General features: G+C 28.0%; 25 protein-coding genes and 2 pseudogenes. 14 read left to right on the top strand and 13 right to left on the bottom strand.

Annotated features, from left to right (window positions below; translation table 11 throughout):
* Positions 1-7 precede the first annotated feature (7 nt).
* The 4 genes from WAO56_RS01750 (at position 8) to WAO56_RS01735 (ending at position 3540) form a co-directional block, all read left to right on the top strand.
* Positions 8-694, top strand: coding sequence for an N-acetylmannosamine-6-phosphate 2-epimerase (locus tag WAO56_RS01750; RefSeq protein ID WP_422144696.1), 687 nt, complete (start codon positions 8-10; stop codon positions 692-694).
* A gap of 24 nt (positions 695-718) precedes the next feature.
* Positions 719-1567, top strand: coding sequence for a MurR/RpiR family transcriptional regulator (locus tag WAO56_RS01745; protein WP_422144697.1), 849 nt, complete (start codon positions 719-721; stop codon positions 1565-1567).
* Between the two features lie 378 nt (positions 1568-1945).
* Positions 1946-2578, top strand: a complete 633-nt coding sequence (locus WAO56_RS01740) for a class I SAM-dependent methyltransferase (RefSeq protein ID WP_422144698.1) — start codon at positions 1946-1948, stop codon at positions 2576-2578.
* Positions 2579-2742: 164 nt separating this feature from the next.
* A complete protein-coding gene (locus tag WAO56_RS01735; protein WP_422144699.1) occupies positions 2743-3540 on the top strand; it encodes a PGN_0703 family putative restriction endonuclease in 798 nt (265 codons plus the stop codon).
* A gap of 48 nt (positions 3541-3588) precedes the next feature.
* On the opposite strand, the gene WAO56_RS01730 is transcribed toward WAO56_RS01735, so the two are convergent.
* From WAO56_RS01730 to WAO56_RS01705, 6 genes are read right to left on the bottom strand one after another with little or no spacing between them, the layout of a single operon-like run.
* Positions 3589-4683, bottom strand: a complete 1095-nt coding sequence (locus tag WAO56_RS01730) for an NADH:ubiquinone reductase (Na(+)-transporting) subunit F (RefSeq protein ID WP_422144700.1) — start codon at positions 4681-4683, stop codon at positions 3589-3591.
* Positions 4684-4692: 9 nt separating this feature from the next.
* Complete coding sequence (locus WAO56_RS01725; RefSeq protein WP_243661699.1) at positions 4693-5277, bottom strand: NADH:ubiquinone reductase (Na(+)-transporting) subunit E; 585 nt, start codon at positions 5275-5277, stop codon at positions 4693-4695.
* Complete coding sequence (locus WAO56_RS01720; protein ID WP_422144701.1) at positions 5277-5894, bottom strand: NADH:ubiquinone reductase (Na(+)-transporting) subunit D; 618 nt, start codon at positions 5892-5894, stop codon at positions 5277-5279. Before WAO56_RS01720 ends, WAO56_RS01725 begins: the two co-directional genes overlap by 1 nt.
* A 1-nt stretch (position 5895) precedes the next feature.
* Positions 5896-6504, bottom strand: coding sequence for an FMN-binding protein (locus WAO56_RS01715; RefSeq protein WP_422144702.1), 609 nt, complete (start codon positions 6502-6504; stop codon positions 5896-5898).
* Positions 6504-7244: an RnfABCDGE type electron transport complex subunit D gene (locus WAO56_RS01710; RefSeq protein WP_422146211.1), complete on the bottom strand. Its 741-nt coding sequence runs from the start codon at positions 7242-7244 to the stop codon at positions 6504-6506. Before WAO56_RS01710 ends, WAO56_RS01715 begins: the two co-directional genes overlap by 1 nt.
* A gap of 23 nt (positions 7245-7267) precedes the next feature.
* Positions 7268-7474 (bottom strand): RnfABCDGE type electron transport complex subunit D, encoded by a 207-nt coding sequence (locus WAO56_RS01705; protein WP_422146210.1) that lies wholly within the window; start codon positions 7472-7474, stop codon positions 7268-7270.
* 602 nt (positions 7475-8076) lie between these two features.
* Here WAO56_RS01705 and WAO56_RS01700 point away from each other — a divergent pair.
* Positions 8077-8286, top strand: a complete 210-nt coding sequence (locus tag WAO56_RS01700) for a TOBE domain-containing protein (RefSeq protein ID WP_422144704.1) — start codon at positions 8077-8079, stop codon at positions 8284-8286.
* 219 nt (positions 8287-8505) lie between these two features.
* Positions 8506-9288 carry a PGN_0703 family putative restriction endonuclease gene (locus WAO56_RS01695; protein ID WP_422144705.1) on the top strand — a complete coding sequence of 261 codons (783 nt, stop codon included), beginning with the start codon at positions 8506-8508 and terminating at the stop codon, positions 9286-9288.
* A 37-nt stretch (positions 9289-9325) separates the two neighbouring features.
* Here the strand turns inward: WAO56_RS01695 and WAO56_RS01690 are convergent, their stop codons facing one another.
* Positions 9326-10147 carry a NifB/NifX family molybdenum-iron cluster-binding protein gene (locus tag WAO56_RS01690; RefSeq protein WP_422144706.1) on the bottom strand — a complete coding sequence of 274 codons (822 nt, stop codon included), beginning with the start codon at positions 10145-10147 and terminating at the stop codon, positions 9326-9328.
* Positions 10148-10354: 207 nt separating this feature from the next.
* Here WAO56_RS01690 and WAO56_RS01685 point away from each other — a divergent pair, with 207 nt between their 5' ends.
* From WAO56_RS01685 to WAO56_RS01665, 5 genes are all read left to right on the top strand, one after another.
* On the top strand, positions 10355-10813 hold the full coding sequence (locus WAO56_RS01685; protein WP_422144707.1) for a GNAT family N-acetyltransferase: 459 nt from the start codon (positions 10355-10357) through the stop codon (positions 10811-10813).
* A 111-nt stretch (positions 10814-10924) separates the two neighbouring features.
* On the top strand, positions 10925-12043 hold the full coding sequence (locus WAO56_RS01680; protein ID WP_422144708.1) for an ATP-NAD kinase family protein: 1119 nt from the start codon (positions 10925-10927) through the stop codon (positions 12041-12043).
* A 73-nt stretch (positions 12044-12116) separates the two neighbouring features.
* Positions 12117-12572 carry a hypothetical protein gene (locus WAO56_RS01675; RefSeq protein WP_422144709.1) on the top strand — a complete coding sequence of 152 codons (456 nt, stop codon included), beginning with the start codon at positions 12117-12119 and terminating at the stop codon, positions 12570-12572.
* A gap of 7 nt (positions 12573-12579) precedes the next feature.
* Positions 12580-13119, top strand: a complete 540-nt coding sequence (locus tag WAO56_RS01670) for a GNAT family N-acetyltransferase (RefSeq protein WP_422144710.1) — start codon at positions 12580-12582, stop codon at positions 13117-13119.
* A 9-nt stretch (positions 13120-13128) separates the two neighbouring features.
* Positions 13129-13482, top strand: coding sequence for an HIRAN domain-containing protein (locus WAO56_RS01665; protein WP_422144711.1), 354 nt, complete (start codon positions 13129-13131; stop codon positions 13480-13482).
* Here WAO56_RS01665 and WAO56_RS01660 read toward each other — a convergent pair.
* Positions 13479-13706, bottom strand: a complete 228-nt coding sequence (locus WAO56_RS01660; protein WP_422144712.1) for a recombinase family protein — start codon at positions 13704-13706, stop codon at positions 13479-13481. The two genes, WAO56_RS01665 and WAO56_RS01660, sit on opposite strands and share 4 nt — an antisense overlap.
* 264 nt (positions 13707-13970) lie before the next feature.
* On the opposite strand from WAO56_RS01660, the gene WAO56_RS01655 reads away from it, so the two are divergent.
* Both WAO56_RS01655 and WAO56_RS01650 read left to right on the top strand, forming a co-directional pair.
* Positions 13971-14744, top strand: a complete 774-nt coding sequence (locus WAO56_RS01655; RefSeq protein ID WP_422144713.1) for a replication initiation protein — start codon at positions 13971-13973, stop codon at positions 14742-14744.
* A 19-nt stretch (positions 14745-14763) separates the two neighbouring features.
* Positions 14764-15162, top strand: a complete 399-nt coding sequence (locus WAO56_RS01650; RefSeq protein ID WP_422144714.1) for a hypothetical protein — start codon at positions 14764-14766, stop codon at positions 15160-15162.
* A gap of 116 nt (positions 15163-15278) precedes the next feature.
* Here WAO56_RS01650 and WAO56_RS01645 read toward each other — a convergent pair whose 3' ends face one another.
* From WAO56_RS01645 to WAO56_RS01625, 5 genes and pseudogenes are all read right to left on the bottom strand, one after another.
* On the bottom strand, positions 15279-15896 hold the full coding sequence (locus WAO56_RS01645; RefSeq protein ID WP_422144715.1) for a hypothetical protein: 618 nt from the start codon (positions 15894-15896) through the stop codon (positions 15279-15281).
* 14 nt (positions 15897-15910) lie between these two features.
* Positions 15911-16555 carry a putative bacteriocin export ABC transporter gene (locus WAO56_RS01640; protein ID WP_422144716.1) on the bottom strand — a complete coding sequence of 215 codons (645 nt, stop codon included), beginning with the start codon at positions 16553-16555 and terminating at the stop codon, positions 15911-15913.
* A 1-nt stretch (position 16556) separates the two neighbouring features.
* Positions 16557-18887, bottom strand: coding sequence for a hypothetical protein (locus WAO56_RS01635; RefSeq protein WP_422144717.1), 2331 nt, complete (start codon positions 18885-18887; stop codon positions 16557-16559).
* Between the two features lie 171 nt (positions 18888-19058).
* Complete coding sequence (locus WAO56_RS01630; protein ID WP_422144718.1) at positions 19059-19352, bottom strand: lactococcin 972 family bacteriocin; 294 nt, start codon at positions 19350-19352, stop codon at positions 19059-19061.
* Between the two features lie 100 nt (positions 19353-19452).
* Positions 19453-19644: pseudogene (locus WAO56_RS01625) on the bottom strand (Tn3 family transposase); the annotation flags it as partial.
* Positions 19645-19716: 72 nt separating this feature from the next.
* On the opposite strand from WAO56_RS01625, the pseudogene WAO56_RS01620 reads away from it, so the two are divergent.
* Positions 19717-20884: pseudogene (locus tag WAO56_RS01620) on the top strand (IS3 family transposase).
* Positions 20885-20959 lie beyond the last annotated feature (75 nt).

Raw genomic sequence — 20959 nt, 5'->3', positions numbered from 1 at the left:
AGTAGCTATGAAAGAAAAAGTATTAAATTATATTAAGGGTGGACTAATTGTTTCATGTCAGGCAAGGAAGGGATGGCCCATGTACGGGACCGATATAATGGTCGCTTTTGCAAAGGCTGCACAACAAGGTGGAGCGGTAGGAATACGGGCAACAGAGCCAGAAAATATTTCTGCTATAAAAAAAGAAGTTAATTTACCTATGATAGGAATATATAAACAATGGTTCGATAATTATGAAGTTTATATAACTCCAACATATGAAAGTGCAGAATCGGTAATAAAAGCTGGAGCTGATATTGTTGCAATAGATGGTACAAATAGGAGAAGACCAGGCGAAGAAACTCTTGAAGATATTATAGAGAAAATACATGTAAATTATCCAGAGATTATTGTAATGGCAGATTGTGATGGAGTTGAAAGTGCTAAATATTCTGAAAAGTGTGGAGCTGATATTGTTTCAACAACTTTAGTAGGGTATACTAATAGAATAGGAGAAAAAACTGGGTTTAATAGTGGAATTATTTCGGAAATAAAGAAAAATGTATCAGTTCCTGTAATAGCAGAAGGACATATTTCTACGCCAGAAGAATTGATAGAAGCATATGAAAAAGGTGCATTTTCAGTTGTTGTGGGTACCGCAATAACAAGACCTGAAATTATCACTAAAAAATTTGTAGATAGTTTAGAAAAATAATATAAATTATCTTTTGGGGGAGAAATGTTGTTAATAGAACGAATTGAGCAGCAGAAAAATTTTACGGAAGCAGAAATTAAAATATCTAATTATATATTAAATAATCTTTCTAAAATATCTTTAATGACTATAAAGGAAGTTGCTGAAGCTTCGCAAGTTAGTCAAGCTAGCGTTGTGAGATTTTGTAAAATGTTAGGAATTAGAGGATTTCCTGAATTTAAACTTGAATTAAATAAGGAAATTACAATTAGGGAAAGCAAAGATTTTAATATTGTCCGTAAAGATAGAATAGGAAAATTATCTCCAAAAGAAGTTTTTATAAATACCTTAGAGTTAGATACGATGGCGGTAAATCAATTGATAAATACATTAGACTTAAAAAGTGTTTTAAAATCAGTTGACTTAATATTAAATGCTAACACGATAGTAGTTTACGGGGTTGGTGCTTCAGCTATTGTAGCACAGGATATTGTATATAAATTTATAAAATTAGGGTTAAATGTTGATTTTAATCAAGATTTTCATTTTATGCTTTCAATTATTTTAAACATGAAAAAGAATGATATTTTCATAGCTGTATCAACAACAGGAGAAACGCAAGAAATAATAGAACTATCAAAATTTGCTAAAGAAAGAGGAGCTGTTGTTATATCAATAACAAGTCTTCAGAAATCAACACTAATAAAGTATACTGATATTGCTTTATATACTCCTGTATTAGAGGAATACTTTAGAGTGGCCAATATGGCAACTAGAATTTCTCAACTAGCAGTTGTGGATGTTTTATATATGAACTTATATGAGCAATTAGGGGATGAGGTTATAGATAAATTCTATTCATTAAGAGAAATAGTTGAGCGATTACGTAGATAAATCAAGAGCTTTAATATAATATGTTTTAAATTAATACCAACTGATAAATATTAACTATGAATTTTATATTTATCAGTTGGTATTATATTTTTATATGTATTATAGTAAAGATACATAATGTTTGTAAAAGTATGATTTATTGAAGATTTCAATAAGAAAATAGAAGTAGAAAAATCTTTGAAAGCATATTGAAATTGGATCCGGGTTACAAAAAATATAAGATTAGATATTTAATATATTACTTTGAGATACTTATTAGATATATGATTAATTTGAAACAACAAAGAATAGAACTAGTAAAAAAGTTATAAGAAATAGAAAGTTAAAAAATTCAAGGCTTTTTTCATCATATAAAAATAGAATTAGCAAGAGGTAATTATGAACACTAATAATAAACAATTTAATATGTATGGCTACAAGGAGCTTGTTAATAGGGTTTTTAAGAAAATTTATCCTATTATTGCTAGGCAGATTATAGAATATACTGAAATAAAAGAAGGTATCTGTTTGGATATTGGTTCCGGCACCGGAGATTTAGGTATTGAAATTGCTAAATTAACCAATATGAAGGTATACTTAATGGATATTAATTTAGACGGGAAAGATATTGCCAATGAAAAAATCAAGGATGAAAATTTGGAAAATAGAGTTTTACCTATTGTTGGAGATGTTCATAATATTTCTTTTGCCGATAATTCTATAGATTTAATTGTAAGTCGTTCTTCCTACAGATTTTGGAAGGACAAAACCAAGGCTTTTAAGGAAATTTACAGGGTTTTAAGAAAAGGTGGAAAGGCCTATATTGGTAAGGGATACGGTAGTAAGAACTTAAAGGAAGAAATAGAAAGGAACATGTTTAAAATAAATCCTGAAAAATGGTATCCCGGGAAAAAAGAAATGAACTTAGAGGAATTTAAAAAATATTTTTACAAGGCTTTAGAGGAAAATCAAATAAGTAAGTATAATTTTATTAGTAACAAGTCAGGTAACTGGTTAGTAATAGAAAAATAATAGGTTATGAAACAGGTTTAATTACCTGTTTTTCTTGGGTATAGTTATATATAAGAGGGAGTTTATTTTTAAATAATTTATTTTTAGTTAATTCATCTATTTTGTATTCCATAAAAAGAAAGGATTATTAAATAGTATAGAGTAATATAGAAAGGAGATATATTATGAAATATGATGAATTTAAGAAAAGAGTAACAAAACACCTAGGTAAGTACATGGAAAAGAATTTAGGAATTAAAGAAGATGGATTGTTTAAAAATAAGGAATACGGTCATGTTCTCTCCGATGAGTTAGTAGCTGAAAATTTTATTGGTGAAACCTATCCATTATATGAAAAGTATTGTCCAAATAAAGAACTTCCTGTATATTCTAACCATTTAAATTCCTCACAGGTTATGGGAATGAATTTCTTTTTACCGCTACTTGAAAATAGGGATATTTTAAATAGGGTAGTTGAAAAAATAATAGGCAAAGAAGAAGGAACTTTAACAGACCTAGTAACTGTAGACTTTGAACATAGGTGTGGACAAGATGAAAAAACGGAAATTGATTTATTCTTAGAATATGCAAATGGAATAAGAATATTTTTTGAAATGAAATACAGTGAAAATGGTTATGGAATCTTTTCAGGCTTTAATAGAGATGAAGTATGGGATAATAAATATTCCAACTTTATTGCAAATAGTCTTTACTTAAAAAACCTTACAAAGGAAGAGTTCTTCTATGACTATCAAATAAATAGAAATATTGGAATGATAAATAGTTTAAAGGACTATGCAGTTTTCATACTTCCTTATGATAATGAAAGTTTAATTAAGGAAATTACTAAGTTTAACTATAATAATGTAAAGACAGTTGATTGGAACTATTTGGCATATTATGTTTATAATTTAGTTGTAGGTAAAAATAGGGAATTGGAAAACCATTATAGGGAATTTATACTAAAGTATTTAGAATATTAAAAACAAGAAAGGATAGCGGCAGCTATCCTTTTTCCAATTTTCTTTTTCTTAAAATTCATCAAAGTAAATTTTATCGTCTGATATGTTTTTCTTATTTAGTGATTCTACTATGGATTGTATCATTACAGGGCTACCACATAGGTAGGCAGTGTAATTTCCAGAATCCTCTAAGTATTTTTCTATTGAGTTTGTAACTCTACCTCTGTCACCAACCCAAGTGGAATCTTCTGGAACTCTAGACAGGGTTGGCATAAATTTAAAGTCATGTAACTCCTCTTCAAACATCTTCAACTCGTCTAATAAGAATAGGTCATCTTCTGTTCTAGCTCCAAAGTAAAATCTTGCTTTTCTCTTTATATCATTATCTTTCATATGGTAAAGAATTGAACGTATTGGTGCAAATCCCGTTCCGGCAGCAACCATTACTATTTCACTGTCATCATCGTGATAATAGAAGTCGCCATAAGGACCGTTTAAATCAAGTTCAGTTCCTACATCTACGAATTTATGCATATAGGTTGTACATATTCCACCGGTAAATCCAATTAAAACCTCCAGATGGTTTTCGTCTTTTATAGATGACGCAACAGAATAGGCTCTGTAAACTTCTTCTGTATTACCTTCATATTCCGGAGCTTTAATTTGTATATATTGACCAGGTTTAAAACTGATTTTTTCTCCTTCAGGTAATTGAAATCTGAATTTTTTAATTTTGTCAGTCATCTTTTGAATATCTACAACTGTAACCTTATATTCTTTTACATTAAATAATTCTTCAGGTATTTCGATTTTTATATTTTCTTTTACCTTACATTGGCAGGAAAGTCTTATATTATCTTTTAATTCTTCCGGAGTAAGCCAAGGTTTTTCCGTTGCTAAAACCTGTCCTCCTCCTTCAAGAACTTTTACTTTACAATAACCACAAGAGCCTTTTCCACCACAGGCTGAAGGTATAAAAATCTTTTCATTTCGGAGTGTGTCCAGTAAACTGTTTCCTCCATCAACTTTATACTCTTTTTCGTCGTTTATTATTAAATTTACTTCTCCATAATCTGCAATGTATTTATCTGCAATGGTTAATATAATGGCGAAAAGAGCACACAAACCAGATATTATTGCTGTTGTTGTTAAAACTGTACTCATTTTCTCCTCCTATGATATTTGTACTATACCGGAGAATCCTATAAATGCCATTGCCATTATTCCCGTTATTATGAGGGTTATTGGAGCTCCTCTAAGTCCTTCAGGTAAGGCATTTTCATTTATTCTGGACCTTATTCCAGCCATAGAGATTATTGCAAGAGCCCATCCTAAACCTGATCCTATTGCAAAGCCAACTGTTTGTAAGAAGTTATATTGTCTTATAACCATAAATAAAGAAACTCCAAGAATTGCACAGTTAACTGTTATTAATGGTAAAAATATTCCCAAGGCATAATATAAATTTGGTATGTATCTTTCTAATACCATTTCCAAAAATTGTACAAAGGCAGCAATGGAAATTATAAATACTATAAATCTTAAATATTCAATATTAAACATTACCATTAATTCATATAGGAAATAATTTATTATTGTTGTTACTGTTATAACAAAAGTTACTGCTACTCCTAGTCCTGTAGCTGTTTCAACTTCTTTACTTACTGCAACAAAGGAGCACATTCCTAAGAAATTACTAAATATCATATTGCTTGTAAATATAGAAGCAAAGAATATTACTAATGGATGTATTGTCATTATTTTTTAGCTCCTTCCTTTTTGTTTCGTATATTATAAGCTATCCACATAATTATAGGTAGTATGAAGAAAGCTCCAGGTGGCATTACCATCATTGTCCAAGGAGTAAAGGATTGTGGAAGTATTCTTATTCCAAATAAAGAACCAAATCCTAGTAGTTCCCTAACAAAAGCAACTAGTAGAAGGACAATTGTATAGCCAATTCCCGAAATAAAACCATCAACAAATGAAGGAATTGGTTTATTAGCTATTGCAAAGGCTTCTGCCCTACCCATTATTATACAGTTGGTAATTATTAAACCAACGTAAGGTCCTAGTGTTTTACTCATTTCCGGCATATATGCTTTTAAGAATATATCTACTATTATTACATAGAAGGATATTACAAATACCTGTACCATCATTCTTATATGTTTAGGAGTAATATTTCTTAACAAGGATATTGTTAGGGAAGAAAAGGCTGTTACTACAGCTAGTGCTACTCCCATAACCAATGAATTCATAGCAAGATTAGTAACTGCAAGTGTTGAACAAAGTCCTATAACTTGTACTAGAACAGGGTTATCATATAATAATGCATCGGAAATTATTTTTTTATAATTGGTTTTTCCTGCCATACTACACTCCCTTTCTTGTATTTATAAAGTTCATTATATCTTCGTTAATCATATTTGTAACAAATGTAGATGTTTGAGTTGCACCTGTAATAGCATCGATATTTCCACCGGGAGCAGGTTTGTTAATTACAATTTCTCCTGATGATGAGTCAGAAATGTCAAGGTCCCTAAATTGCTCCTTATATTCAGGTTCAGCAATTCTACCTCCTAGTCCTGGTGTTTCCTCTTGTTTTATAAATTCGATTCCTGTCACAGTTTTTAAATCTGATTTTATTCCAAGATATCCGTCAATACTACCCCAAAGTCCAGGTCCGTCAAAAGGAACTGCATAGGCAACACTTTCACCGTTTTCTTCTTGAATATATAATTTTTTACCTTCATAATCTTCTTCTTTAATATTTTCCTTAAAAATTTCATCTATTTCCTGAGGTGTTGCTTCTTCTGGCAAAATATTAAATACGGAAAGTATTTTTTCTTGTAATTCAATTTTTTGATTAAATTCAATTACCGGTAAAGATACTTCATTTATAACTGCCAAAAGAAAAGTTAGTATTCCGGCTAGAAGAACCATAAAAACCACAGGAAAGATCATGCTTTTTTTCTTAGCCATTATACCACCGCCTCTTTTGATTTTTTCTTAGCTTTTCTTTGTTTTACAACATAGTCAATTATTGGGGCAAAGGTGTTGCCCATTAAAATAGCAAACATCATACCGCCGGAGAATAGTGCAAAACCTCTAATTATTACTGTTACTACTCCTATAATAAGTCCATAAATCCATTTTCCCGGAACGGTTTTAGCAGCAGAAATAGGATCTGTTGCCATAAATACTGTACCAAGTAAAAATCCACCAAGTAACATTCCATAAATAGGATTAGGTATTGTTTCTACTCCCATAAGATTGAAGATTCCAGACAAAACTGAAAAACCCAATACAGAGCCTGCCATTATTTGCCAAGATGCAACCTTTTTATAAATTAAGTAAATAGCAGCTAAAATTATTAGAATTTTGGAAGTTTCTCCAATAGCTCCTGATACATTTCCAATTAATAAGTTAGAAATATTAGTTAAAACTCCTTCATTTCTAAAGGCTAACATTGGTGTAGCTGTTGATAATGCATCAATATGAGGTAGGGTAAATGCTCCAAAACCTCCTGGCAATCCTTTAGCAGCTTCATTCCAAGCAATAGTTAATGGGTTAGGGAAGTTGATATAGATAAAAACACGTCCAACTAAGGCTGGATTAAAAATATTTTTACCAAAACCACCAAAAACCATTTTACCAAAGAATATTCCGAAAGCTATTCCTACAGCAGAAATCCAAAATGGTAACGATACCGGTAATGTCATAGTATAAAGAATACTGGTAATAATTACTGCCTCAGAGATTTTTTTCTTTTATACAATTTAACTTCACACAAATATTCTATAGCTACTGCAATGAATAAGTTTAATAATAGCAAGGCCAATACTCTCCATCCAAAATTATAAATAGAAAAAAGGCTTATAATTATTAATGGAACCAATACTGTACGCATCATTTTTTGTTTAGTAAAGTATTTTTCATATAAATTTTTCATATAATTCACCTCCTAATTAGTGTAGGTATAATATAATTTAATACTGTTATGAAAACGTATTAGTATAAAAAACACCTACTTAAAATTATTGTATCATGATTTAGATAAATATTAAGATTTCAATGGTTATATTTCCAATTTTCAAGTAATTTAAACAAAATATTTAAGACTGATTTTATTAAAGCTAAGTAAGATTTTTATATTTTTCATTAAAATTTAGGTTTAAAAAAGATTTTTTAGATGAAGAAACTTAATAAAAAGAAAAGTAATTAATATGAACTATAAAAATAAAACACAAGAAATAAAATAGACAAAGCTTATAAAACTAATATATATATGGTATATATTAATATAGGTTTGAATTATTTCTAAAGTATATATTTATTTTAGAAAGATAAAATACATAAAAAAACAAATATTATTTTTTTAATATAAAAATTTAATATTTTAGTAAATGAGAAATTCTTACATTTTTGAAACAATTACAAAAGTAAAGAAAATAAATAATCTTGCCTATTCTGTTATTAAGGAAGAAAATAAAAGTTTATAAGTAAATATTTGAGGTATGAAGTATATAGAATAAAAATTAAAGGAGATATTAAATGAAATTAAGTGCAAGAAATCAATTAAAAGGCAAAGTAGTGGAAATAGAAAAAGGTGCTGTAAACGGAATTGTAAAAATTGATATTGGTGGAGGAAATATTATTTCTTCAACTATTTCAATGAGTTCAATTAATGAGCTAAATTTAGAAGTAGGAAAAGAAGCTTATGCTATTATTAAGGCAACTTCTGTAATGGTAGGTATTGATTAAAATTAATTTTTAAAGACAGTTTTTACTGTCTTTTTTTATGTAAAAAATTTTAGATAGTCATAGTAAAAAAATTCATTATTCTTTAATCTTCAGTGGTAAATTATGACTTTTTGTCCTATAATCATATAGGTAGTAAGTTGTAAATTTAATTTGGGGTAATAAAATATTTTGTGAATTTAAATATTTTATTTTGTTGTATATTAATAATTGGAGAATAATATGAGATATACTGAATTTAACAAGAGAATAAAAGAACATTTAACAGACTATAAAAATAATGTTTTAAGGATTAAGGAAAATGGCTTATATAAAGGTGAAGAAAAAGGACATGTTTTACCTGGAAAAGTAGAAGATAATTTTTTAAGTGATACATATTCATTGTATACAAAATACTGTAATGAAAATAGACTAAATACATATTCTAACCATTTAAATTCATCTCAAATAATGTGTATGAATTTTTTTCTACCATTATTTAATAGGAAAGAGGTTTTCAATAAAATTATTTCAGAAACATTAGGAGTTAAAGAGGAAGATTTAGGTGAAATTATAGATTTTTTCTGTAATGCCATGCATAATGAGAAGTATCAATTTGACATATATGTAGAATATTCCAGCGGCTATAAAATATTTCTTGAAACAAAATATAGTGAAGAGAATTTTAGAACTTTTCAAGGAGAGGACAAGGACCAAGCTTGGGAAGAAAGATACAAGGATTTATTAAAGGATAGTTTATATTTAAAGGATTTGGAAAAAGAGGACTTTTACAAAGACTATCAGATTTATAGAAATGTTGCTTTAATAAAAAATAAAAAAGACTATGTTATATTTCTATATCCTTTTGATAATGAAAAAATTAAAAACAAATTAAATAACTTTAAATTTGCTCAAGTTAAGGAAGTAGATTGGAATTCTGTAACCTATGATGTATTAAAACTATTGAAAAATACAGAACTAGAGGAATATTATAAGGAATTTTCAATGAAATATTTAAATTATTAAAAAATAGTCCAACATATTGAAAGTTGGACTATTTTCTTTATTTGTTTTTATTACAATTACGCATTCTTTCAGATCTTCTTTCATGACGATGCTCTTGGCGATTATCTTTTCTTTGCCCATGTCCATGGCAACCTTCTTCACCGTGATGGTGTTTATGGTTATGACATCCACCTTCACCATGTTTATGTTGATGATTATGTTCATGATGATGGTTACAATTTGCTTTTCCAGTTAAAGGAAGTTGTCCCTTTATAAAGGAGTTAACTTGTGCATCTGCTTCTCCAGAAGCTCCAGAATATATTGTAATTCCCGCTTCTTGTAAGGCATTTACTGCACCGCCACCAATACCTCCACAAATTAAGGCGTTAACATTGTTTTCCACTAGAAAATCAACTAAAGCACCATGTCCACTGGCAGGTGTTTGAACTATTTCCTGTTTAATAATATTTCCATTTTCTATTTCATATATTTTAAAATTTGGTGTTCTTCCAAAATGAGGAAAAACTTGATTGTTTTCATAAGTTATAGCTACTTTCATTTTATTCATCCCCTCAATATTTTCTATTTTTGTGCTATAATTTCCACCTTCAATAATAATAGGTAAGGATTCAACAATTGCTCTTGAAACCTTTTTTCTTGCCGATTGTAAAAGAGTCTGAACCGTTTGTCGTGATACATCCATAGATTCTGAAGCTTCCTGTTGGGAAAGTCCTAAATAATCTACCAGCCTAAAAGATTCCCATTCTTCTAAAAGTAAATGAATAGTGGAATCAGAAGCAATGTTAAAATCTTCTACTGGACTAAACATGGTATAACGGGGTTTTGCTCTTACAATTTTGTTACTAATTTTTCTAGCCATAGTCACCTCTTAGACTTTATTATTAGCATATGCTAATAATAATACTTTTATTGTTTTTTGTCAAGTTTGATTTTAGAAAATTTAATAATTATTTATCTTTATAATGTTGTACTCTGTGGAAATTTTTATAAAAAGTAAAAGATTATTTTTAATAAAAAAGGATATTAAATATGTAGGTTTAGTAATTAATTTAGTTAGGGAGGAGAGATGGAATATATAATAAAACATTTAACATTAGATAAGGCTATGGAATTTACTAAGTGGAAATATGATGGGGAATATGCAATTTATAACTATCCAGCTTGGAAATATATGCTAGAAAAAAATTATAGTATAACTAATGAGAGAAAAAGGAATGAAGAATATAGAGGGATTTTTGAAAAAAATGACCTAATTGCAGTTTTTAGATTTTTTTATTTAAGGGATGAAATCTTTGTTGGTTTAGGTTTAAAACCACAGTTATGTGGTAAAGGACTAGGAAGTGAAATTATGGGTATAATATTAAACTATGCAATAGAAAATAGTTTAAAAACCTTAAATCTTAAGGTTAGGAATTTCAATAAAAGAGCAATTAAATGCTATTTAGAATCTGGTTTTAAAATAAAAAAAGATGATTTTTCAAGAGAATATAATTTTACCTATATGGTATGGAAAAATAAAGAGTAGTAGATTATATAAAATTAAACTGCATAAATAATTTTTTAATCTATCGGAGATTGTTAAAAACATGTATAATTGTATTTAATAGATTTTAGTAATACTACTATGGAGGGGAAAATGAAATTAGGTTTAATAATAAATCCTGTTGCAGGAATAGGTGGATCTGTTGGTTTAAAAGGCAGTGACGGTGAAGAAGTACAAAAACTTGCCTTAGAAAAAGGAGGGACTTATCAGGCTAATAAAAAAGCTAAAATAGCCCTAAATCAAATTAAAGATTATAGGGATAAGGTTACTTTTATTACAGGTTTTGGAGAAATGGGAGAAAATGCCCTAAAGGAATTAGGATTTTCCTATAAGCTAGTTGGAGAAAATAAGGAAAAAACAACCTTTGAAGATACCGAAAAACTAGCAAAAGAAATGGTTAAAGAAAATATAGATTTACTTGTTTTTGCAGGTGGAGATGGTACAGCCAGAAATATATTCAATGCTGTTGAACTTTCAGTTCCCTGTGTAGGTATTCCGGCAGGAGTTAAAATTCATTCTGCAGTTTATGCCAATAATCCTAAAGATGCAGGTCTAGTTGTTAAGGAATTTATAGAAAATCCTAAGGATTTAAAAATAGAAAACTCCGAAGTAATGGATATAGATGAAGATAAATTTAGACAAAATATAGTAGAAGCTAAACTATATGGCTATTTACAAGTTCCAAGAATACAAAATTTAATGCAAGGTTCAAAATCGCCGGGAAGCTCTAGTGAAGACGAAATAGAGGGAATGTCGGCTGAAATAGAAGATCGTATAAAGGCCGGCAAGGAAGATACCTGTTATATTTTTGGAACAGGTGGTACAACTTACGCTATTTTAAAGGACTTAGGCTATGAGGGAAGTTTACTAGGAGTAGATATTTTATATAAAAATGAACTTGTTATTAAAGATGGAACAGAAGGAGAAATCTATGATTTTATTAAGGACAAGGAAGTAAAATTAATAGTTACTGCAATAGGTGGTCAAGGGCATATTTTTGGAAGAGGAAATCAACAACTTAGCCCAAGAGTATTAAGAAAAGTTGGTAAGGACAATATTTGGATAGTTGCTTCCCATAGTAAATTATATGGAATACCGGACAGTTTTTTAAGAATAGACACATCAGACGAAGAACTGGACAAGGAACTTTCAGGTTATTACAAGGTAATAATGGACTGGAAAAGAATAATAGTATATAAGGCACAAGCTTAAAAGGGACCATTTGGTCCTTTTTTATATAAAAATGATATACTGTAAATAAGAAGAAGCTAAGGGAGAAAACTATATGGAATATATTTTAATTTACAGTATTGCTTTAATACTGGTGTTAATTACAGAAATATCTAATTTTAAAATTGAAATACCAGGAAGAAGATTTAATAAAAAAAGAATAACAGGATTTATTTTTATAATTGGGTTTTCCTTAGTTATATATTATTTTTCAAGAGATGTTTATTTAGCCATGCCAATTGTAATTATAGCCTCTGTAATAAGTTTCTTTAAAATTGGAATTAGTAAAGATGGAATTCAAGGGTATGGAAAGACTTTTTTAAGACCAAAGGAAATTTCCAAGGCTATTTTAAAAGAGAATAAAGATGGGATACATTTAGTTGTACTAGGAAAAAAGGGTTCTGATGCTATATTGGATTTTAATATAGAATATAAAGAAGAAGTTATTAACTGGCTAAAAAATCATAATATTAATTTAGATATAAGACAAATTATAAGGAAATTAAAGTAGGAATAAGATGAAAATAGAAAATAATAAGATAGTTATACGCTCTGCAAAACTAGATGATGCAAAACAGCTTAATACCTGGTGGAATGATGGAAAGGTTATGGAACATGCCGGTTTTCCTAAAGGACTAGGTGAAAGTTTAGAGAAGACAAAAAGACTTGTTAGTGAAAATGAAAATCAACTTTCTCAAAGATGTGTAATTGAAATAGATAGTAAGTTAGTTGGAGAGTGTTCCTATAGAATATATAAAAATGAAGCAGCAATAGGTATTAAGATTTGTGACTTTAATTATCAAAATAAAGGTTATGGTACAGAGCTTTTAAAGTTATTAATAAAATTTCTTTTTGAAGATGAAAATTTAAATTCAAGAGAAAAAATTAATAGAATATTCTTAGATACTAATTTAAATAATAAAAGAGCTCAAAGAGTTTATGAGAAAATTGGTTTTAACAAAGTTGGTACAAGAAAAAATTGTTGGAAGGACCAACTTGGAAGATTACAGTCAGTAGTGGATTATGAAATGACAAGGAAAGATTATAACAATTTATAGGTAAAGGAAATGGAAGAATTATATATAACCTTAACAGGTTTGAAATATTATGCTGCATCTGAGTTATTAAAGGTTGGAATGGAATTAATATGTATTAAGGATTTTGACAATAAATATGACCAAGATGCAATAGTTGTAATAACAGAGGATTTATTTGTCGTCGGTTATGTTGCCAATAGTCCCTATACAGTAATTAAGGGAACGAGAAGTGCTGGTAGAATTTATGACTACATAGGGTTAGGAATTTATGTTGAAGTAAAATTTATAACAAAGGATTCAGCTATTTGCAAGGTATTAGATAAGGATATATCCGATGTACTATACAACAAAATTATGTTAAATAAAACATTTAAGTTAACTTAACGTTGTAATTTTAAATATTTATTTAGAGATGCAACGAAAATTAAAATAGCAGTTATAGTTAATCGAGTTAACAGTTTTTCCATTTCTTTTAATTCTGGTCTTTCTTTGTTAGCTCCCGTTACTTTTTCTTTAAATATTCTATCTATTCCATATTTTTCTAAAGCATCTATTTGTAGATTTAGATTCTGATCTTCTGTACTTACCCTTGCATACCCAAATATCATAAATATCTCCATGATTTTTATTTTAATAGTATCATAACTTAACTCCCTATACAACAAAAGAAACTATGATATTCATACGAGTTTAAGCGCCATAAAAGCACAAAAAATAGGGCCTTTTATTTAATTTCTAAAAAGTCCTATAATCGTCCGTTTTTGATACTATTATTTTTATAGTTTATCATGCATGTTTTTTATGAAAATCTTTCCAATATTTCCTTAACGGTACAAATACCTCTCTCGCGCTCGGTACCCCTATGTTCACAAATGAAAGATAAGGGAATTATTAAAATAGAATTTAGCTTTGAAGAATTAAGAGAGTTAAGCAATTATAAATATACAGCTTACGATAGATTTATAAAGGATATTGAAGGAGTATATGATAAATTAATACAATTAAATATCAAAATAGGTACAAATGAAGAGTTTACAAAATTTGTACTATTTACGGAATACACAGTCAGTATAAAAAAGGAAAGTGTAATTATACAGGTAAATGATAAATTTAAAGATATATTAAATAGTATAACTGGGAATTTTACCAAGTTTGAATTAAAGGAATTTACTAAATTAAGGAGTTCTTATTCTAAAACAGCATATAGACTTCTTAAACAATATAGAACAACTGGATATTACATAGTTCAAATAGATGAGTTTAGGAGAATTTTTGATGTTCCTAAGAGTTATAGAATAACAAATATTACAACAAATATATTAGATCCTATAAAAAATGAATTAGGATATTATTTTAATAATTTAAGAATTAATAAAATAAAAGGAAAAGGTAAAAGAAAGAGATTTATAGAATATATTGAGTTTAATTTTTCTCCACAAAATGATATAAAGAAAGATGGTAAAAAAACATTTAGAAAAGAAAATGGGGAGTACTATGAAAATCATATTTATAACTTTACAGAAGAAGAAGCTATAAAGACTTATCCTGAAATAAAACCTTTATCAGAAAGAAAGGAAGAACAATTAAAAGGACAACAAAAATTAGATGAAATATTAAAAAAATCATTATTAAAGGATATTGAATAATGGAAAAAACTATTAAATAATGGAAAAAACTATTAAACAATTAGCTGATGAGTTAGGGGTTTCAAAAGATAAAATAAAATATCAAGTAAGAAAATTACCTAGTGAATACTTAAGCAAAAAAAATGGAATTACCTACCTATCAAATGATGCTATAACAATAATAAAGAATGAGTTAGAGGGTAAAATACCTAATAAATCAATAGGTAATAAAACCAATTTACCTATTAATTTTACCCATCAAATAATAAAGGATAAAAATACAGAAATAGAATTTTTGAAAAATCAAATAGAAAGATTAAACAATCTTTTAGATCAACAGCAAAAATTAAATTTAATTAGTCAAAATCAGTTAGAAAATAAGATTTTAGAACTCAGAGAAAAAGAAGATAGTAAGAAGTGGTGGCAATTTTGGAAATGAAAATACACCACTATATATAGTGTTTTGGACATAAAAAACCATGCTTTCGGAAAGTTTGTTCCTAAAAGCGTGGTTTTAAGCCATTTAAGAAGTCACAAAAGAATATTTTCGTGTCTTTATTGAGATTGAATATTTAAAAGCACATCTATTAAAACATAATTTACATCACCTTTTTCCCAATCGGAAATAGATTCTTTATTAGCTTCAGTATCACTAGAACGTCCAACCTTTCCACCATTTCCTATAACAGAAGTTGAATGTGGTTTATCGCTAGTATATTTTGAAACTACCATTTTGTCATTAACTTCATATTTCCAATCTTTGATTATATTTACAATGTCAAAATCTAAATCCAAATTATCTTCACTATCAGAATCAGTTATAAGTTTACTTTCCTTTATCTCTTTAATAACAAGATTTTTACCATTTAAAGCAATGCTTCCCTCATATATTTTGTCATCTTTCCCCAAAGCTTTAATTATAAAATTTTCTTTATCCTTAATTCCTTCATTCAAAAAGAATACTTGATCATCTTTTTCAATATCTTTATCAGCTATCCTAACAACAGATTGAAACTTACCATTAGATAAGCCTATATTCTTAAACGAAGTATCTGTTTCATTAATAACTTTTAACGTATATTTTTCAGGTTCACTTTTACCACAACCTACAAAACTAAAAAGCACCCCAGTAAGTAAAACCATCATTAACATTCCCTTAAATTTTTTCTTCATCTTATACCTCCATATTAATTTTTTGTTAAATATATACATCTGTCACAAAAATCTCTTACCTTGCTATCATGAGTAACTATTAAAATAGTCTTACCCTCATTATTAATCTCTTTTAAAATACTTAAAATCAAATCTCTATTATTCTTGTCAAGAGAACCTGTTGGTTCATCAGCAAGTAATAGATTAAAAGGTTTAAGCAAGAGTCTTGCAATAGAAATTCTCTGTTGCTCACCCCCAGATAATTCATAAATGTAACTGTTTATCTTATCCTCTAAATTGACTTTTCTTAAAGCTTCAATCTTTTCTTTTTTCTTCCTACTTTTAGACAACTTAGAGTAAGACATAGCTATCTCCAGATTTTCCCTTACAGTATAATTTTCCACTAGAGCAAAATTCTGGAACAAATACCCTATCTCATTTCTTCTCAGTAAAAGAGCTTCTTTTTTATTTAATGCAGGATTTTTTATATCATTAATACTGTAGTCACCACTATCATAGCTCTCAAGCAAACCTATAATATTTAATAAAGTACTCTTGCCACATCCACTTTCTCCAAAAATAGATATGAGTTCTCCCCTTTCAACCTCAATGCTCACATCCTTTAAAATTTCATGACTACCATATTTTTTAGATATATTCTTTAAAATAAAATGACTCATGCTAATCTCCTTTAAGCGTCTTAATAGTATTTTTCATATTATTTAAATTAATAATTTTAGTAGCTATAAATAATTGCATAACTAAAATCACTAAAAATATCATTATTAATTGTGCGATATTTCTTATATTTACAAAATTAAAATACGTGTTACTTACAACAAGTAAAATAAAAGCAATCATATTTGTATAAATTATTTTAAAAATAAACTCTTCATAAATTTTAAACTTATTTATTCCCATAAGATTTTTTACAGCAATTAATTTTTTGTTTCTTTCAATAAATAAAATTGTTTCATTTATTACACCAGAAATTAAAATTCCAAAAGACACTATTACTGTTACAAAAATAGAAATTAACTTTCTATTATATTCTTCAATATAACTAGAATAATCATCATACACAGTAGTTATAGAAAGTATATTTTCTTGTAAATTGTTTTCTACTATATATTTTTCTAAGCTTTTCATAGGATTATAGTACTCCTCAATATGTGTATGGTACCATCTGTTTTGAATTGAGTTTATATAAATATCTGACAAGTCTCCAAAGTTAGTTTTATTAACCAAAAATATTAACTTTGGTTTTATTAATCTATTTTTCTGACTTATTTTAAAGTTGTAAGAAAACATATTTGGAATATCATTGTAGTAAATAATTTCTTGTTTTAAAGTATCTTTGTAAAATTCCATCTTGGAATTTTCATTATCCATATCATAACCAAGTTCCTTCACACTAAATTCAGTAAATAATTTTTGTTGCTCTCTTTTTTCACTTTTATTTAATAGCTCATTATCTGGATCTATTCCAATTTGATTAGCTTTGGCACCAACATATGCTTCATTCCAAATAGAGTATTGGAACAAATGAGTTTTCTTCAAATATTTTTTCAAATCCTCTTCTTGACCTTTAAGGGAAGAATCAGCAATTACATATAAAGTATCTTCTTCCTTTTCGAAATCAGGTAAAATGTCATTTAAACTACTTTTGTTAGCCTCTAAGTAGGCTCTGTTTACATATACTTCATCACCTTCAAATACATAACTTTCTTCATCTTTCTCGAAAGTAAACATAGGATTATATTTATTTCCAGGTCTAAATAAAATTCCACTATCCTCTGTAGAGTCGTAAAAACTCTTTAGTCCTTTAAGTAAAGGGTATGCAAATATATAATCGCTTTGCATTTTTTCATATTCACCAATATTTATGTCTGCATACTGTTTAGTCCTTTCCCAATGTTCTTTGTTTTTCTTTGAACTTTGAAGATCTTTAAATTCTCCTAACATATTAAAAGAAAGTACAATTAATACCATTGTAAAAAACATTCTTAAGAGTATAGACATATAGTTGTTTATTCTAATCTTTCCTTTTAATGAACTAAGAATATTTATTCTAAAAATAAAAATACTAGAAGAAATGATACAAATAAATAAAAATACAACAAATACTAACAAATATTTGATTGAAAAATTGTACAAACTTGCAATCTGACCTATTATACTTTTCCTAAGAAGATAAATGCCAAATACAAGTAAGTTTACTCCAAAAAACAGTGAAGTAATCTGTAGAAAATTTCTAACCATAACTTTTAAAATTATTTTAAAATTACTTTCTCCAAATAATTTACTAATAGCAAACTCTCTAGATCTTAAAATAATAATGTAAAAATACAAAAATATAATCACAGTAAATAAACTAGCAAATAATAAAACTATATTGTTTATATCACTTACGGAAACATCAAGAAAACCATGCAAATAATTAGCTTCACTATTAGTTGCTTCTACATGTTCAATGCCATTTATAATTTCAATGATGTCTGAGTAATTTCCCTTATATCCAGACAAAACATAATCACCAGAAACCTTGTGTCCTTCAATCTCCTCTATGGGCTTAATGTAAAACACTGTATTATTAATAGTATTTACTTTCTTAATATCTTTATCATTAATATTATTTTTACTATCATTTGTAACAACAGTTTTTGAACTTACATTACTTTTATCTCCTAAGTTATCAACTATTCTTTGTAAATAATTACTTTCATCAAAATAAATAGAGTACAGTATTAAATTGTTTTCACCATCATTCTTACTGGGAGAGTAGTTTAACTTTTGAATATTTACTTTATATTCTTTAGTTATTTCTTTAAGCTTATTAATTACATCTCTAGAAGAAATTCCTTTATCATCTACTATTATAGAAATATTTATATTATCGCTTAAAATAAAATTTTCAAGCTGATTGCTACCATATGTATACAAAAGTAAATATGAAGTAGCAAAAGACAATGCAATAACTAAAAATGTAATAAAAATTTTAATTTTTTTCATATACCCTCCTCAATATATATAATAATATCAGCATATTTTTACAAAACCATTTCTAAATTATTAAAAAATCATTACTAAATTATTAAAAAATCATTAAGAGCTATTATAAAATAATACTACTATTTTTAAATTGCTCTTAATGTATTGTTATTTAAGAAGATTTAATTTTTGCTAATTATTTAGTATTTGCCAAGCTCTATTTCCAGACCAAGCTTTTTCCCAAGAAGCTTTTGCAGTTGTTCCCTTTCCAACCCAACCAGAATATCCTTTTTTTCCAACAGCCCCTTGCACATGTGTTTCGTGTGTTTTCGAGCCATGATAAAAATTAGACCATACATGGCTACTATTCACACCATGTCTCCACTTTCCACCTAACCAGTTTTTAGTTCCACTATCATACGCTAAAGATACAGTTCCTATAAGTACAGAACAAATTAATAATAGTGACATTATTCTTTTTTTCATTTTATACCTCCATTTTTCAATTCATGGGGTACCGAGCGCGAGAGGGATATTTGTACCGTTAAGAAACAAATAGTCTCTATTTCTAGCACTTTGTACAATTCTAAATATTTAGCTTTCTGAGTTTTTTAGGAGTGGAATGAATATCAAATTTATATTCTCCCAAAAAGGTTATATGTTGCCAATTAATTGGAGAAATATGTTCCATGTATTTAGTGATTTCAGGATCTTTTTTCACCATATAATTATATGCTTCTTGCAAGTATACAGAGTTCCATATACTAATGGAATGGATAGGCTACACTAAATAGGACAGTTTTATACCAAACATGATAGAATCTAAATAATAAAAACAAGGAGTGAAATCATGAGTGGTAAAGGTAAGAGGTACGATGATAAATTTAAAGAACAAATGGCAAAAATCTATAATCAAGGAAATCATACCTATCGTAGTCTAAGTGAAGAATATGGAGTTTCAACAGCTGCATTAAGAAGTTGGGTAACAAGATATAATAATTCCAAATCATTTAAAATTGATGATAATAGAACAGAAGAAGAAAAGGAATTAATAAGACTTCAAAAAGAAAATCAGCAATTGAAGATGGAGAATGATATTTTATACCCTGAAGGGCACACGAAGCAAGCTGCACTACTACTAGGCAAAAAATAGATTTAATAATATCAAATCGTGATAAATATAGTATTAGTGCTATGTGTAGGTTCTTAAAAATTCATAGATCCATTGTTTATTATTATCTAAATAGATCCATATCAAGCAAATCCAATTTAAAACTAGTAGAGCAGATAAAAGAAATATTTAGGAAGAGTAAAAACAACTATGGAACTAGAAAAATAAAGAAAAAACTAAGAGTACTAGGTTATCAAGTTTCTAGACGCAAAATATCTAAAATCATGCAAGAAAATAGTTTAGTTTCTAATTATACAGTAGCACAATATAAAGTACATAACTTAAAATGTAATGAAGCGAAAACAGAAAATATATTGGATAGAGAATTTAACAAAAGGGATAATCTAGAAGTTGTAGTAAGTGATTTAACATATGTAAGAGTTGGAAAATCTTGGAATTACATATGCTTACTAATTAATTTATACAACAGGGAAATCATCGGATATTCCGTAGGTAAAAATAAGGATGCAAAATTAATCGAACAAGCTCTTCTTAGTTCTAAATACTCATTAAGTAAAATACAGTTATTTCATTCAGATAGAGGGAGTGAATATGATAATAAAGTAATAGATGACCTTTTAAAAATCTTTAAGATAAAAAGATCTTTAAGTAGAAAAGGTAATCCTTATGAGGGTCTGCCCCAGCATAGCGAGGGTACAACGCAGTAAGTGAAGCAACTAATAAAATTTTAAAAACCGAATTAATTTATCAACACAAATTCAAGAATCTAGAACAATTAAAATATGAACTGGAAAAATATATTTATTGGTATAATAATGATAGAATACACGGTTCCTTAGGATATCTAAGTCCTATAGAATACAGAAAATTACATATGACAAGTTGAATTTCTATAAATAGATAAGAATATTTTCAAGGTTTAGGCTATGGCAAATTATGTCTTTTAATTTGGGCAACGCCT

The sequence above is a fragment of the Miniphocaeibacter sp. genome, from assembly GCF_049276255.1.
Lineage (GTDB): Bacteria > Bacillota > Clostridia > Tissierellales > Peptoniphilaceae > Miniphocaeibacter.
This window is presented reverse-complemented; position numbering and strand designations above follow the sequence as displayed.